The sequence below is a fragment of the Antribacter gilvus genome, from assembly GCF_003946865.1.
In the GTDB taxonomy this organism is placed as follows: Bacteria; Actinomycetota; Actinomycetes; order Actinomycetales; family Cellulomonadaceae; genus Antribacter; species Antribacter gilvus.
In genome coordinates this window covers 300,202-314,715 of the sequence record NZ_QXTH01000001.1, presented here as the reverse complement: position 1 = coordinate 314,715, position 14,514 = coordinate 300,202, and the positions used below count along the sequence as shown (strand labels likewise).

The 14,514-nt window shown below is 73.2% G+C and carries 12 protein-coding genes; 2 read left to right on the top strand and 10 right to left on the bottom strand.

What is annotated here, in order from left to right; translation table 11 throughout:
• Positions 1-74: 74 nt before the first annotated feature.
• Positions 75-239: a hypothetical protein gene (locus tag D1350_RS23530; RefSeq protein WP_164544988.1), complete on the top strand. Its 165-nt coding sequence runs from the start codon at positions 75-77 to the stop codon at positions 237-239.
• Positions 236-604: a recombinase family protein gene (locus D1350_RS01355; protein WP_206074379.1), complete on the top strand. Its 369-nt coding sequence runs from the start codon at positions 236-238 to the stop codon at positions 602-604. The genes D1350_RS23530 and D1350_RS01355 overlap by 4 nt, the downstream gene beginning before the upstream one ends.
• Before the next feature lie 66 nt (positions 605-670).
• Here the strand turns inward: D1350_RS01355 and D1350_RS01350 are convergent, their stop codons facing one another.
• The 10 genes from D1350_RS01350 to D1350_RS01305 all read right to left on the bottom strand — a co-directional run bounded on the left by D1350_RS01350 (position 671) and on the right by D1350_RS01305 (position 14,363).
• Positions 671-2,020, bottom strand: coding sequence for a M18 family aminopeptidase (locus tag D1350_RS01350; protein ID WP_125773098.1), 1,350 nt, complete (start codon positions 2,018-2,020; stop codon positions 671-673).
• A gap of 32 nt (positions 2,021-2,052) precedes the next feature.
• Positions 2,053-3,783 carry a hypothetical protein gene (locus tag D1350_RS01345; protein WP_125773096.1) on the bottom strand — a complete coding sequence of 577 codons (1,731 nt, stop codon included), beginning with the start codon at positions 3,781-3,783 and terminating at the stop codon, positions 2,053-2,055.
• A complete protein-coding gene (locus tag D1350_RS01340) occupies positions 3,780-4,355 on the bottom strand; it encodes a sigma-70 family RNA polymerase sigma factor (protein WP_125773094.1) in 576 nt (191 codons plus the stop codon). Before D1350_RS01340 ends, D1350_RS01345 begins: the two co-directional genes overlap by 4 nt.
• Positions 4,356-4,430: 75 nt before the next feature.
• Positions 4,431-5,897 carry a hypothetical protein gene (locus D1350_RS01335; protein ID WP_125773092.1) on the bottom strand — a complete coding sequence of 489 codons (1,467 nt, stop codon included), beginning with the start codon at positions 5,895-5,897 and terminating at the stop codon, positions 4,431-4,433.
• Positions 5,894-6,466, bottom strand: coding sequence for a sigma-70 family RNA polymerase sigma factor (locus D1350_RS01330; protein ID WP_125773090.1), 573 nt, complete (start codon positions 6,464-6,466; stop codon positions 5,894-5,896). The genes D1350_RS01335 and D1350_RS01330 overlap by 4 nt, the downstream gene beginning before the upstream one ends.
• 137 nt (positions 6,467-6,603) lie before the next feature.
• Positions 6,604-7,704 carry a uroporphyrinogen-III synthase gene (locus D1350_RS01325; protein ID WP_125773928.1) on the bottom strand — a complete coding sequence of 367 codons (1,101 nt, stop codon included), beginning with the start codon at positions 7,702-7,704 and terminating at the stop codon, positions 6,604-6,606.
• A gap of 64 nt (positions 7,705-7,768) precedes the next feature.
• Positions 7,769-8,545, bottom strand: coding sequence for a uroporphyrinogen-III C-methyltransferase (cobA, locus tag D1350_RS01320; RefSeq protein ID WP_125773087.1), 777 nt, complete (start codon positions 8,543-8,545; stop codon positions 7,769-7,771).
• Complete coding sequence (gene nirD, locus D1350_RS01315; RefSeq protein WP_125773085.1) at positions 8,542-8,940, bottom strand: nitrite reductase small subunit NirD; 399 nt, start codon at positions 8,938-8,940, stop codon at positions 8,542-8,544. Before nirD ends, cobA begins: the two co-directional genes overlap by 4 nt.
• Positions 8,937-11,582, bottom strand: a complete 2,646-nt coding sequence (gene nirB / locus D1350_RS01310) for a nitrite reductase large subunit NirB (protein ID WP_125773083.1) — start codon at positions 11,580-11,582, stop codon at positions 8,937-8,939. Before nirB ends, nirD begins: the two co-directional genes overlap by 4 nt.
• Positions 11,583-11,807: 225 nt before the next feature.
• Complete coding sequence (locus D1350_RS01305; RefSeq protein WP_125773081.1) at positions 11,808-14,363, bottom strand: discoidin domain-containing protein; 2,556 nt, start codon at positions 14,361-14,363, stop codon at positions 11,808-11,810.
• Positions 14,364-14,514 lie beyond the last annotated feature (151 nt).

Here is a 14,514-nt window from a genome sequence, read left to right as displayed (position 1 = left end):
GGTGTCGGACACCGGATAAAACAGCCCGGACCTGACACATCGACGAACGCCGTTATACCAGGAGGGGCACTGGCATGAACTGGAACACCTCGGTCGAAGTCTCGATGGACGCTCTACGCACCACGGCCACCGCCGTGCTGGACCGCCACGCGCACGACGGGCTCGAGTGCGTCGTCTGCGGAACGTTGTGGCCGTGCGAGCAGGCACTGCTCGCCGAGCGAAATCTCGCGGTCCTGTGAGGGGCGAGAGTAGGAGGTCCCTGACCTCCGACGCGGCGCTCAAGCCGCTCATGTACGGCTACCTGCGGGTCACCGACGCGTCGTGCCGGGACGACGTGGTGGAGATGGAGGAACGCCTCCGGCGCCTGGCCGAGGCCGAGGGGTTCTGCTTCGCCACCACCTTCCACGAGAGCACCCCCGGTCAGCGAGGCGCGCTGAACGAGCTCACCGCCGAGCTCCGGCGCGCAGAGGCCCGGCACGTCGTGGTGCCGTCCCTCGACCACCTCTCGCGGTACCCGCGGGTCCGGGACGAGCTGCTGGAGCAGCTCCGCGAGGAGGCCGACGCCCACGTCTGGACCGTCGAGGACATCCTCTGCCGGTCGTGACCGGAGGCCGCTGACCAGCACACCGTGACGCCCGGGGCCGCAGTGCGAGGCCCCGGGCCACGGGTGTCAGCCCGCCAGGACGGCACCCATCGCGCGCGACAGGTACCAGGGGTCCACCACCGCCGTGAGCTCGCGCGCCGAGTGCATCGACAGGATCGCGGCGCCCACGTCGACGGTGCGGATCCCGAGGCGGGTCGCCGTGATCGGGCCGATCGTCGAACCGCACGGGATCCCGTTGTTGGACACGAACTCCTGGCTCGGCACGCCGGCCGAGGCGCACGCCGCCGACCAGCGCGCCGCGCCGTGCGCGTCCGTCGCGTAGCGCTGGTTCGCGTTGATCTTCAGGATCGGCCCGCCGCCCGCGACAGGGCGGTTCGCCGGGTCGTGCCGCTCGGGGTAGTTCGGGTGCACGGCGTGGCCCACGTCGGACGACACGTGGAACGACGCCGCGAACGCCTGCCGGCTCTCCTCCGGCCCCGCGCCCAGGGCCCCGGACACGCGCGCGAGCACGTCCTCCAGGAACGGCCCGGCCGCGCCGGACCGGCTCTCGCTCCCGATCTCCTCGTGGTCGAAGGCCGCGAGCACAGCGATGCCGCCCGACGTCGTCGCGGCACCCTGGGCGCGCGCCTCGCCACCCGCGTGGGCCAGCAGGGCGGTCACGCCCGCGTGCACCGACAGCAGGTTGTCGAGCCGGCCCGATGCCAGGAAGACCTGGCCCGCGCCGAAGGTACGGGGCTCCTGGGTGTCGGCCACGACGACGTCGTACCCCCCGATGTGCGCCGGGTCGATGCCCGCCTCCGCCGCGAGCGCCCCCAGGACGTCCGCGTCCTGGGTGTCGCCGAGGCCCCAGACGGGCTGGGTGTGCCGCTGCTTGTCGAGGGTGAGGCCCTCGTTGGCGGCGCGGTCGAGGTGGACGGCGAGCTGCGGGATGCGCAGCAGGGGCCCGGTGCGGACGAGGTGCTCCGCGCCGTCCCGGGTGACGACCCGGCCCGCGAGCTCGAGCTCGCGGTCGAGCCAGGAGTTGAGCAGGGGGCCCCCGTACACCTCGACCCCCGCCTGCCAGAACCCGGCCGACCCGGTGGTGGGCCGCGGCTTGAGCTTGAACCCGGGGGAGTCGGTGTGGGCGCCGAGGATGGTGAACGGCGTGGTGGGTCCGGCGGCGGCCGGGACCGCCAAGGCGATGGCGGAGCCGTCGCGCACCACGACGTACCGGCCGCCGGGGACCACGTCCCAGGCCTCGGCCTCGGCAAGGCGCTCGAACCCGGCCGCCTCGGCGCGCCGGACCACCTCGGCAGCCGCGTGGAACGACGACGGCGAGGCGGTCACGAAGGAGGCGAGGTCCGCTGCGTGGGCCCTCGCCTCCTCCGGGACGGGTGTCGAGCTGGTGGACGGGGCGGGGGTGTTCGCGTCGGTCACCCGCCCATTATCTGCCGCCCGCCGGGCGGAGCTCAGTCCCCCCCGACGAAGAACTGCCAGGTGCCGTCCGGGGTGACGCCGATCCGCCAGCCGAGGTAGCCGCCGCCGGACCGCATCGCGGCGGCGTCCTCCGGCGACACGAGGCCCACCGAGACCACCTCGGCCCAGGCGGCGTCGGCCTCCGCGCCGTCGCCGTACCGGCCTGTCTGCAGGCGGGGCCAGACCCAGGTGCCGTCCTCGAGAGCTTCACCGCGGGTCCCGGCGAGGAGCCGCACCAGCACGCCGTACCGCGGGTCGTCGGGCTCGGGGATCGCGAGCACCTGCGCCGGGTCGGTCTCCACCCCACCGGAGGACAGCACCGTGTCGTCCGCCTGTGCGATCCCTACGAGAGCGGCCTCGTCGCAGGCCACGGCGGCCGCGTACAGGGCCGAGGCCTTGTCCGCGACGGCCGCGGGCACGCCGGAGAGGTCAGGTGCGCCCAGGTCGGGCGCCGACCCGGCGGAGCACTCCGCGGAGGCGCCACCGGTCGGAACCATCCGGGCATAGGCGACCACGACGCCGTCGGGCACCTCCCGGAAGTGGAGCGCGACAGGGAGGCCGGCGGCGTCTCCCGAGGCCCACGGGTCCGACGTCCACAGCGTGCCGTCGCACGGGGCCTCGAGCGCCTGGGCCTGGTTGGACGGCACCATGCCGCCGCCGTCGCTGTCGCCCCCGGCGATCGCGTCTCCCGCGAACGGCTGGAACGTCACCACGTCCGCCGGGTCCGTCGAGGTGCAGCGCGCCTCGATGCGGTAGGTGCCGCCGTCGGCGGGCGGCGAGTCGACAAAGGTCACGTCCTGCGGACGGTCGCCCGACCGGTCCACGAGCGACGCGCTGACCAGCTGTCCCACGTCCTCGCTCCGGCCACGGGCGTCCGGCGGGACCTCGAACTCCACCGGCATCGGGATGCCGGAGGCGAGCCCCTGCTGGTACACCTGCCCGCCCTCGACGACCAGCTCCACGGGGTCGCTCACCGCGAGCTCGGGATCCGCCCCGCTGATCGGGTGCACCAGCGTCAGCGCGCGCACCTGGTACGAGCCGTCCCCCAGCGTGCCGGCCGCGCCCTCCACGGCACACCCGGAGACGACGTCGCCGACCGCGCCGTTGTACCGGTCGGACGGGGTCTGCCCGAACGGCTCGGCGCCCGCCCGGTCGTCCCCGAGGTCGACGACCCGTCCGTCGACGCTCCAGACCAGGACCGGGGTGATCACGGGGTCGCCGAGGTCCACCGGAGCCGTGAGGCCGACAGGCAGCGCGTACCGGTACGCCCACGGCGTGGAGCCGTCGTAGGTCGCTGTCGCGGTCAGGTTGCCCGTGACGTCGAGGGAGTACTCGCCGGCCCCGGCCACCGCGGCCAGGTCGGCCTCGGGCATGCCGCAGGTCAGGCCGGTCCCGGCCAGCCAGCCGGGCGTGTGGCCCTCGCGGATCGCTCCGTCCGACGGGTCCGGCGCAGTCACGGACGGCGTCGGCGTCGCGGGGACGACGGGCTCGGTCCGGTCCGGCAGGATCGACGACGCGCCCACGGCGAGCGCCCCGGCCACGGCGAGGGACACGGCCCCGAGGCCGCCCACCTTCGCGGCCCGACGGCGGCGCACGCGCCCCCGCACCCTCTCGAACGCGGTCGTGTACAGGTCTGTCTCCGGCATCTCGTCCGCTGCCTCGTGCATCGCTCGGCTCAGGAGACCCGCCGTCGGGTCGGACCACTCGTCATGCTGGCGGTTCATCGTGCGGCCCTCCCTTCGGGGCTGGGTGTGTCGTCGATGCGCAGCGACTCCTGGAGCTGTGCCGTCGCCTCTGCGAGGTAGCGCTTGATCGTGCCCTGGGCGATGCCCAGCGCCTCGGAGATCTGGGGCACCGTGAGGTCGTCGAAGTACCGGAGCACCGCGCAGGCCCGCTGTCTCGGCGCCAGCCGCGCGAGTGCTGCGGTGACGTCCGCCCGGGCCGACGCGGCGCCCTCGGCGGACGGCGCGTGGCCCGGCTCGGCCAGGAGCGGCCGCAGGATCCGGAATCGCTGCCGGCGGCGGTAGCCGTCCAGGTAGAGCGTGAGGATGGTGCGCCGCACGTACGCCTCCGCGCTCGTGATCCCGGCCGCCTCGAGGTCGTGGACGGCGACGCCGGGGACGGCCCCTGGGGTTCGCGCCCCGGGCCCGCGCAGGCGGGAGAAGACCTTCACCAGGGCGTCCTGGACCAGGTCTTCCGCCTGGGCGCGGTCCCCGCACAGCATCTGCGCATACCGGACCAGTGCGGGGCCGCGGGTGGCCATGAGGTCACCCAGCTCGTCCTGCCAGCCGGCCACCGCCACCTCCCGCGCTCGCGTTCGTCGTCATACCCAGCATGACGCGCCGCGGCGCCGGAACGTTGTGCGGCGGATCTACACGGCCTGCCCGCTGACGAGAGTGACGGTGCCGTCCGCCCCCAGGTCCACCTCCCAGAGGATGCTCACTGCCCAGACGGCGGTCGCCGGGTCGTAGGCCTCCGTGGCGTTCACCGGCAGGTACACCACCGCCTGGTAGCGGCCCGGCGGGAGCGCGTCGTGCTGCGTCGCGCCCGCGGTGCAGGTTGCGACGGCCGTCACGTCCGTCGTGGTCTGCGCGTACTGACCCGGCTCTCGGGCGGTGAGCCGCTCCTGCGGACCCGACGGCGCGGGCCCGAACGCGACCACCTGCCCGTCCTTCGCCCACGCGATCTGTGCGTGCGGTGCGTACCCGTCGAGCGGCACGCCACCCCGGTACACCCTCGTCGCCAGGCTGCGGAGGGGAACCCCGAGGAAGTTGTCCTCGTCGATGCCCAGGACGGGTCCGCCGCCCGCCGCCCGGCCCGCCAGGTCCACGATCGGAGACCCGCACTCGAAAGGGCCGCCCGCGAGCCAGGCAGGAACGTAGGCCGGCTGGGCGGGGCCCTCTGCGGACGGCTGCCCGGTGGCCTCGGCGGCCCGGGTCCCGACGCCGTCGGTCAGGGTCACCTCGATCGCGTCGCTGACGACCAGGCCCATCACGCCGTCCCCGTCGAAGTCGAACACCGTCGCCGCACGCACCTCGAACCGCCCAGCGGGCCGCTCGTTGTCGTAGACCTGGTACCAGGCCTCCGGGTCCTGGGTCTCAGGACGGCAGGTCGTGTAGCTGGGCGACGTCGCGACGCCCTCCCACACCGGGTCGGTGGCGAGCGCAGCCGGGATGTCGATCCCGCAGTCGTGCCAGCCCTCGGACATGTCGACCACCACGCCGTCCTGCGCCCACAGGAGGAGCGGCTCGCCGACAAGCTGCGGCTCGCCCGACGCCAGCGTGATCCGGACCGGCAGCTGCCAGCCCGACCCTTCCCCGTGCGGGCGCGGCTCCAGGCTCCCCGTCGTGGCCAGGCTGAGCGCCGCGGTCGTGGAGGCCAGGTCCGCGACCGGCATCCCGCACACGACGCCGGCCGACTCGGGCCACCCGGCGGTCCGGTAGCCCGCCTCGTACTGCACGGTCACGTCCCAGGGGATGGCCGTCGGGGACGAGCTCACCTCCGGGGAGGGACTCGGCTCGGGCACCATCGTCGGCGTCGGCGTCGGCTCCGGGCTGGGCGTCACCGCCGGCGCGACCGGGTCCGTGCGGTCCCAGACCACGGCCTGCGACGCACCGATCGCGAGGAGCCCCACGAAGGCGAGGGTGCCCGCTCCGATCGCGCCCTGCTTGAGCACGCGCCGACGACGCACACGGGTACGCATCGCGCCCAGGCCGCCGATCAGGTTCTCCTCAGCGCCGCCGGCCTCCATCTCGGCCGCCAGTCCCTGCAGTCCCGCGGACACCGCCGCGCCCTCGTCGGACGTCGCCCACTCGTCTCTTCCATCGTGGATGCTCATCGTGCTGCCCTCCCCTCGAGGGTCCCGGGTGTGGTCCGCTTCGCTTCGTCGAGGTCGCCCAGCGCTCCGCGCAGCGGGGACATCGCGTCGAAGAGGTGTCGCTTGACGGTGCCCTCCGCCATGCCTGTCGCGGCGGCGATCTGGGGCACCGTCAGGTCCTCGAAGTAGCGCAGGACGATGCACGTACGTTGCTTGGGGGTGAGCCGTCTGAGGGCCGCCGACACGTCCACCCGGGCGTTGGCGGCGTGGTCGGCACCCCGCACGTCCGCGTTCCCGGGAACCAGGTGCTTCAGCGCCGACCAGCGCTGCCGGCGCCGGTACCGGTCGAGGTAGAGCGTCAGGATGGCTCTCCTGACATACCCTTCGGGATCCGTGGGGCCCTCTGCGTCGAGGTCGTAGGTGTCCGCCGACGACGCCGGGCGGCGCAGCCGCGAGCACACCTTGACGAGGGCGTCCTGCACCAGGTCCTCCGCCTCCCGGGGATGCCCGCTCAGCATGTACGCGTAGCTCAGCAGAGCCCGCCCGCGGTGTGTGACCAGGTCGGTCAGCTCCGCGTCCCAGTTCCCCATGGGGATCCCCCTCGTGTCCGTCTCTCAGGCCCAAGGACGCACGAGGTCACCGGATCGTTGAGGCGGTGCGCAGACGAGCTTGCGGGCGCCTGGCGGACGGCCGCGCTGGGCGGGGGTTCGGCCCCGCGGGGGAACGACTACGCCTCTTCCGCCAGCGCGATCCGGTACCCGCGCTTCACCACGGTCCGGATCAGGTCCGGCCGCTTCGTGGCCTCGCGCAGGCGCGCGATCGCCACCTCAGCGGCGTGCGGGTCGGTGGAGTAGCCGGGCAGCACGTCGAGGACGCGCTCGCGCGGCACCACGTCCCCGCCGGCGGACGCGAGGAGCCGCAGCACCTCCACCCCCGTGGGCGACAGCGGCAGCACCTGCCCGTCCAGCACCGCGACCCGCGCGCGGATCAGCAGCGACCCGGCGACGGTCGCCAGCGCCACGGACTCGATGTGCTCGTAGTGCCCCACGAGCGTGCGGACGAGGGCGCCGAGGCGTCCTCGCTCCGGCTGCAACGGCGTGATGCCGCGCTGCTCGAGCGGCTTGGCGGTGACCGGTCCGACGGCGGCCACGATCGTCGCCCCCGAGCGCAGCCGCTCCAGGACCGACGGCGACAGGCCCTCCGCCTCCACGGCCTGCAGCCACGCCTCGGCACCGGGCGCCGACGTGAACACGACCGCGTCGATCTCGCCCGTGGCCGTGGCCTGCACCGACTGGCGCAGCGCCGCCGGGTCGGGGGCCGGTCCCCACCGGTACACGACGAGCCCGACGACCTGGGCTCCGGCCTTCTCGAACACCTCGTCCAGGCCGTCCGCGCCCGCCCCGTGGTGCTGGATCGCGATGCGCAGGCCCGAGACGCCCTCGCTGAGCAGCACCTCGGCCACCTCGGCGGACGTCTCCGACTCGGCGACCCAGTCGGCCTGGAGCCCGGCGGCCTGGATGGCGCCCCGCGCCTTGGGGCCGCGGGCCACGATGCGCGTGCCCGCCAGCATCGCGGTGAGGGGCGTGGCCAGGCCGTGCGCGTCGGCAGCCTCGATCCACGCGCGGAAGCCGATGCCGGTGGTGACGACGACGACGTCGGGCGGCGCGTCGATGATCGCGCGCGTGGCCTCGACGAGGGTCTCGTCGTCGATGTGCGGGATCATGCTCAGCGCGGGCGCGTGCCGCACCGTGGCACCGCGGCGCTCGAGCGCGGCGGCCAGCTCGGCGGACCGCCGGTCGGCCGTGACGAGCACCGTGCACCCGGCCATCACCTGGCCGAGGGCAGGACGAGGCCCGGCACCGGTCCCCGGGGTGAGGGCCGCCGCCGTGGTGTCAGCCACGGGCACCTGCCAGACGTCCGACACGAGCCTCCTCAAGCACACCGTCCGCCGCGACGCCACCGATGACGATGACGGCGGGCGCTGCCACACCCTCCTCGGCGGCGACGCGCGCCACCTCGTCGAGGCGGGCGCGCGTGACGCGCTGAGCAGGCGTGGAGCCGTTCTCCACGATCGCGACGGGGGTGGCCGGGTCGGTGCCGGCGTCCAGCGACTGCCGCACGATGGTGCCGAGCATCGACACCCCCATCAGGATCACCAGCGTAGCCGCGCCGTCGCGAACCGACGCGAGCGCCGCGGCATCGAGGCCGCCGTGCCCGCTGGTCACGTGGAACGACGCGGTGATCCCGCGATGCGTGACGGGGATCCCCGCGAGCTCGGGCACGCCCACCGCCGACGACACCCCCGGCACCACCTCGACGGGCACGCCCGCGGCGCGGCAGGCGAGCACCTCCTCGCCGCCGCGCCCGAAGACGAACGGGTCGCCGCCCTTGAGCCGTACCACGCGCTGCCCGCGCCGGGCGCGCTCCACGAGGATCGCGTTGATCTCCTCCTGCGGCACGGGGTGGTGCCCGGCGGTCTTGCCGACGTCGACGACCTCGGTCCGCGGGTCCAGCTCCTCGAGGACGCTGCGCGGCCCGAGGCGGTCGGCGACCACCACGTCGGCGGCCATGAGGGCGCGCCAGCCGCGCAGCGTCAGCAGGTCGGCGGCCCCCGGGCCGCCGCCCACGAGCGTCACGCGCCCGGTCACCTCGGTGGCTCCGGCCGTCATGGCACCGCGACGTGCACGACGCCGTCGCGCACCTCGACCGGGTACGTCACCAGACGTGGCTCCTGGCCGGGGCGGGGGCTGTAGCCCGCCGTCTCGAGGCACTCGCCCGTCTCGAGCGAGTACACCTGCTTGTAGACGGGCGCCGCGACCGTCGGCACGCCGGCCCGCGTGCCGACGATCCCCCGCGACATGACGTTCGCCCCGGAGAAGGGGTCGAGCTGCTGGGTGGCGACCACCTCGCCGTCGGCCAGCCGGAACAGCGCGACCTGGGTCTCGCCGAGGAGGGCGGCCGCGCCGCGCTCGGGGAGCAGGTCCGAGTGCAGGCAGACCCGCTCCCAGCGGACCTCGCCGCCGTCCGCGGCCCCTGCGGTGGGAAGTTCTTCCGTGACGCTCATCGACGCACCTCCAGCTTGGGCCCCGCGATGACCACACCGGACGCCCGCTCGGCCTCGGTGGCCGGGCGGACCTGGCCGCGCTCGGGCACGTAGGCGAGCGACGGGTCGGCGGTCTTCGGGGCGTTGACGAACGACGAGAACCGGCGCAGCTTCTCCGGGTCCTCGAGGACGGCGCGCCACTCGTCCTCGTAGTTCTCCACGTGGCGGGCCATGGCCGCGTCGAGGTCGGCGGCGATCCCGAGGGAGTCCTCCATGACGACCTGGCGGACGCCCTCGAGGCCACCCTCGATGTCCTCGATCCACGCGGCCGTGCGCTGCAGCCGGTCGGCCGTGCGCACGTAGTACATGAGGAACCGGTCGATCGTACGGAGCAGCTCCTCGTCGGTCAGGTCCTCGGCGAAGAGGCGGGCGTGCCGGGGCGTGAAGCCGCCGTTGCCGCCCACGTAGACGTTCCAGCCCTTCTCCGTGGCGATGACGCCCACGTCCTTGCCGCGTGCTTCCGCGCACTCGCGGGCGCAGCCGGACACGCCGAGCTTGATCTTGTGGGGCGAGCGGAGGCCGCGGTAGCGCAGCTCGAGCTCCACGGCCATGCCGACGGAGTCCTGCACGCCGTAGCGGCACCACGTGGAGCCCACGCAGGACTTCACCGTGCGGAGCGCCTTGCCGTACGCGTGGCCCGACTCGAAGCCGGCGTCCACGAGGCGGCGCCAGATGTCGGGCAGCTGCTCGATCCGGGCACCGAACATGTCGATCCGCTGGCCGCCGGTGACCTTCGTGTACAGGCCGAAGTCCTTGGCGACCTGGCCCACGACGATCAGGCCGTCCGGGGTCACCTCGCCGCCGGGCATGCGGGGGACAACCGAGTAGGTGCCGTCCTTCTGGAGGTTGGCGAGCACGTGGTCGTTGGTGTCCTGCAGGGTGGCCTGCTCGCCGGACAGGATGTGGCCGTTGCCGAGGCTGGCCAGGATCGAGGCGACGACCGGCTTGCAGATGTCGCAGCCGCGGCCGGGGCTCGCGACCGGCTCCGCGCCGTCGGCCACGACCGCAGCCCGCCCGAAGCGCCCGATGATCTCGGTGAAGGTGTGCAGGTCGGCGACCCGGACGGCGTCGAACAGCTGGGCCCGGGTGAGCTCGAAGTGCTCGCACAACGCGTTGCTGACCGTGACGCCGGCCCGCTCGAGCTCGGTGTTGGTGATCTTCTTGACGAGCGGGAGGCACGACCCGCAGGTGGTGCCTGCGCGCGTGCAGGCCTTGACTGCCGCCACGTCCGTGCACGCGTGCTCCGTCACGGCGCCACGGATCTGGCCCGCGGTGACGTTGTTGCAGGAGCAGACGTTCGCGTCGTCGGGGAGCTCGAGGGCCGGGGCGCCGTTGCCCGAGCCCTCGGGGAGCAGGAAGGCACCCGGGTCGCCGGGCAGCTCGCTCCCGAGCATGGGGCGCAGCGACGCGTACGGCGCTGCGTCGCCGACGAAGACGCCGCCGAGGAGCGTGCGGGCGTCGTCGGACAGGACGAGCTTCTTGTAGACGCCGGCGGCGGGGTCGGCCCACACCACCTCCATGGAGTCCTCGGTGCGGCCGTGCGCGTCGCCGAAGGACGCGACGTCCACGCCGGACAGCTTGAGCTTGGTGGCGGTGTCCGCGCCGGGGAACGTGGCCTCGCCGCCCAGCAGACGGTCCGCGACCACCTCGGCCATCGCGTACCCGGGCGCGACCAGGCCGATGCAGCGGCCCTCGATGCAGGCCACCTCGCCGATGGCCCAGACGTTCGGGTCCTCCGTGCGGCAGTCCAGGTCGACGACGACGCCACCGCGCTCACCGATCGCCAGGCCCGAGGCCCGGCCGAGCTCGTCGCGGGGGCGCACGCCCGTGGCGACCACGACGACGTCGACGTCCAGCCGGCCGCCGTCCGCGAAGTCGAGGTGACCCACGTGGCCGGTGCGACGGTGCGCCTTCATCTCCTTGGTGGCCGTCTCGGGACGGACGCCGATGCCCTTGCCGTTGATCAGGCGCTTGAGCGCGTGGCCGCCGCCGAGGTCGATCTGCACGCCCATGAGGTGCGTGCCGAACTCGATCACGGTGGCCTCGGCGCCGAGCGCCTTCAGCGCGCCGGCCGCCTCGAGGCCGAGGAGGCCGCCACCGATCACCGCGCCGCGCACGGGCTTCACGAAGCCCTTCTCGGTGGTGCCGGCGGCCCGCTTCTCCTCGACCCAGCCGCGGAGCGCCGCGACGTCGTCGATGGTGCGGTAGACGAAGACGCCGGGGAGGTCGTTGCCGGGGATGGGCGGCATCGCGGCGTTGGACCCGGTCGCGAGCACCAGCTCGTCGTACGGGTGGACGCGTCCGAGGCGGTCCGTGACCGTCCTCGCCTCGCGGTCGATCGCCGTGACGGCGCAGTCGCGGTGCAGGGTGACCAGCGGGTCGTCCCACAGCGCGGGGTCGCCGAGGGTCAGCTCCTCGGGGTCGCGGACCTCGAAGTACTTGGTGAGGGCCACGCGGTCGTACGGCTTGCGCGGCTCCTCCGCGAAGACGTCGACCTGCCAGGTCCCGGCCGTGTCGCGGGCGCGCAGCGCCTCGACGAACCGCTGGGCGACCATGCCGCCGCCGACGACGACGAGTTTGCGGGGTGCACCGGAGCTGTCCATGCGGATGACCGTACGAGGTGGCAGTTTCACCGGAATGCGGCGGCAGTTGCGGGGCCGCAACATCTTTCTCACCAACGCGCAGGTGTCCGTGTGAGAGATCCCCGCCCCCCGCCGAGATAGTCACTCCGTCGGGCGAGGTGACTACCTCGCGTGTTAACAACCCGCCGAGGTAGTCGCTCCGTCGGACGGAGCGACTACCTCGGCGGGCTCAGGTGGGTCGCCGGGTCACGGGAAGCTGACCAGCTTGGACGGGATGGTGGACGTCCCCGAGGTCGGGGCACCCGTCTGGTTCACGACGTGGGCGTACTGGCCCATGCCGCCGAGCGAGACGACCTGGACGCTGTGCAGGCGGACGCCCGGCTTCACGGGGACCTGGAACCCGTGCTGCTGCACGATGGACGGGTCCGACGTGAAGTTGCAGTAGGAGCCGAGCCCCCACGCCTCGTGCGTGTTCACGTGGTCGGCCACCTTGTAGCCGGCGTAGCCGACGATGCCGTCGTGGGTGATCGACGCCGCGTTCGGCGCGTCGTACGCCTTCTCGTTCTGGAAGAAGATCGTGCGACCCCGTTCGCCGTTCCACACCACGTCGTACTTGTTGAAGTGCTCCACGAACAGGCCGGTCGTGAGGACGTCGTCCCCGTTCACGATGAGGCCGTAGTCGGCGCGGTTGGTCTCCCAGCCCACTCCGGCGCCGTGGTCGGCCCGCCAGAGCCAGGTGTGGTCGATGAGCACGTCGTCGCTGTTCACGACGACGCCGTTGGTCGCCAGGCCGGGTCCCGCGCCGCCGACGCGGACGAAGACGTCCTGCACGGTGGTCGGGTTGGCGCTGTGGTCGGCCGACGACCCCGCCGGGCCGACCTGCAGCATCGTGTCCGACCGCTGCGCGCCGGCGTCGATGAGGAAGCCCGCGAGCCGGACGCCGTCCACGTCGGCGACGTGCATCGCGTCCACCCCGGCGTCCGGGATGATCGTGGCCAGTCCGAGGCCCAGCACGATCGTGTTCGGCCGGGTGACCTGGATGGTCCGGTCGAGGTGGTAGACGCCCGGCGTGAAGAGCAGGTTCAGGCCCTGCGCCAGCGCCGCGTTGATGGTCGCCGCCGTCGCGCCCGCCTTGACCACGTAGAACTGGTCGAGCGAGACCGAGGTACCACCCGTGTTGGCGGGCCAGGTCACGCCGGACGAGCTCGTCCGCTTGGCCGGGACCCACACCTTGTACGCGGTGCCGTCCAGGTAGAGGAACGGCTTCTCGCGGGAGATGGGGGTCGTCGCCAGGTTGGTGTACGGCCCCGTCGCGAAGTTGGTGGCCGGAGCGCCCTGGACACCCGAGAACGTCATGTTCCACACGCCGTTGGTCCAGCCGCCCACCGAGGAGTCACGCGTGTACCACTGCTGCTGCGAGTACGGGCCGACGGTGCCGTCGATCTTCGAGTCGGCGATGTAGCCGCCGGACGCCCAGCCGTAGCCGTCCGGCGCCAGGTTGAGCCCGCCGAGCACGTGGATGCGGCGGAACGGGGCGGCCTGCGCCACGGCCCACCGGTTGGTCCCGTTCACGGGGTTGATGGACAGGTTCTCGGCGGAGCGCCAGAAGTTCTGGGTGGCGTTGCCGTTGAGCCAGCCGGCGTCGACGGTGATGTCACCGTTGATGCGCACGTCGTCGGGGTTCAGGCCCAGGCCGGAGATCGAGGTGTAGAAGCCGATCTGGGCGTTGATGCCGTTGTACGTGCCCGGCTTGAGCAGGAACTGGTAGCGCTCGGAGCCGAAGTGGTTGGCCTCCATCTGCGCGAACACCTGGTCGAACCGCGCCTGCAGGTTCGGCGTGGAGGGGTCCACGACGATCACGTTGGGGCCGAGGTCCCCGCCGCCCTGGATCGGGGGCGTCGTCGTGCCGCCGCCGGTGTGCACAGCGACCTCCCAGAGCGAGTAGCCGTAGCCGGTGGCGCGGGCCGAGCCGGCGACGCGGACGTACCGGCCGGTGCCGGAGACGTCGAACGAGACCTGCCCGCCGGTCCCGCCCGTGACGGACCTCAGGTCCGTCCAGGTGGTGCCGTCGGCCGAGGCCTGGACCTTGTAGGCGGTGGCGTACGCCGCCTCCCAGCTCAGGTCGACCTTGCAGATGCTCTGCGACGAGCCGAGGTCGACCTGGACCCACTGCGGGTCCGACGCGGCCGAGGACCAGCGGGTCCCGGCGTTGCCGTCGAACGCGGCCGACGCGGGCGTGCCCGCGTTCTCGGTCGACGAGGCGGTCGCGGGCCGGTTCTGGGCCGCGTTCGCCGTCGAGCAGGTGCCCGGGCCCGGGCCGGTGGTCCCCGTCTCGCCGTAGACCTGAAGCTCCCAGAGGGAGTAGCCCCACGGCGTCGCCCGGGTCGTGCCGAGCATGCGGACGTACCGGCCGTTGCCGGACACCGTCAGGTCGTCGACGCCGCCGTCGCCACCCGTGACGGTCCGGACGTCGGTCCAGGAGGCGCCGTCGGCCGAGACCTGGATCCGGTAGGCGCTCGCGTAAGCCGCCTCCCAGCGGAGCACGACCCTGCTGATCGAGGCGGTGGCCCCCAGGTCGACCTGGAGCCACTGCGGGTCGGAGTGCGCCGACGACCAGCGGGTGCCGGTGTCTCCGTCGGTGGCTGCGGAGGCGGGGGTGCCCCCGTTCTCGATGGACGAGGCGGTGGCCGTCTTGCCCTGCGACAGCAGGGACTCGGCGGCCGCGGCCGGTTGCTGTGCCGGAAGCGCGATCAGCGACGCCGCGATGAGCGTGAGCGTGACCGCCAGGGTTCTGATTCTCACTAAGGACTCCCACGTAGAAGTTGCGACTCTGCAAACTCCGGACAGGTTACTTACCTGTCAGTAAGCAGAGTAGCGGACCTGGCCACGCGGCGATAGAGCGCTCTATCGGTGGACGACAAACGGGTTGTCAGAAGCTCCGCGGGCTGTAGCC

Excerpts from the sequence above, each read along its gene's own strand:
- D1350_RS23530 (WP_164544988.1), top strand. The coding sequence starts at position 75 with ATGAACTGGAACACCTCGGTCGAAGTCTCGATGGACGCTCTACGCACC.
- D1350_RS01345 (WP_125773096.1), bottom strand. The coding sequence starts at position 3,783 with ATGAACCGCCAGCATGACGAGTGGTCCGACCCGACGGCGGGTCTCCTG.
- D1350_RS01335 (WP_125773092.1), bottom strand. The coding sequence starts at position 5,897 with ATGAGCATCCACGATGGAAGAGACGAGTGGGCGACGTCCGACGAGGGC.
- D1350_RS01330 (WP_125773090.1), bottom strand. The coding sequence starts at position 6,466 with ATGGGGAACTGGGACGCGGAGCTGACCGACCTGGTCACACACCGCGGG.
- D1350_RS01325 (WP_125773928.1), bottom strand. The coding sequence starts at position 7,704 with ATGGCCGGGTGCACGGTGCTCGTCACGGCCGACCGGCGGTCCGCCGAG.
- cobA (WP_125773087.1), bottom strand. The coding sequence starts at position 8,545 with ATGACGGCCGGAGCCACCGAGGTGACCGGGCGCGTGACGCTCGTGGGC.
- nirD (WP_125773085.1), bottom strand. The coding sequence starts at position 8,940 with ATGAGCGTCACGGAAGAACTTCCCACCGCAGGGGCCGCGGACGGCGGC.
- nirB (WP_125773083.1), bottom strand. The coding sequence starts at position 11,582 with ATGGACAGCTCCGGTGCACCCCGCAAACTCGTCGTCGTCGGCGGCGGC.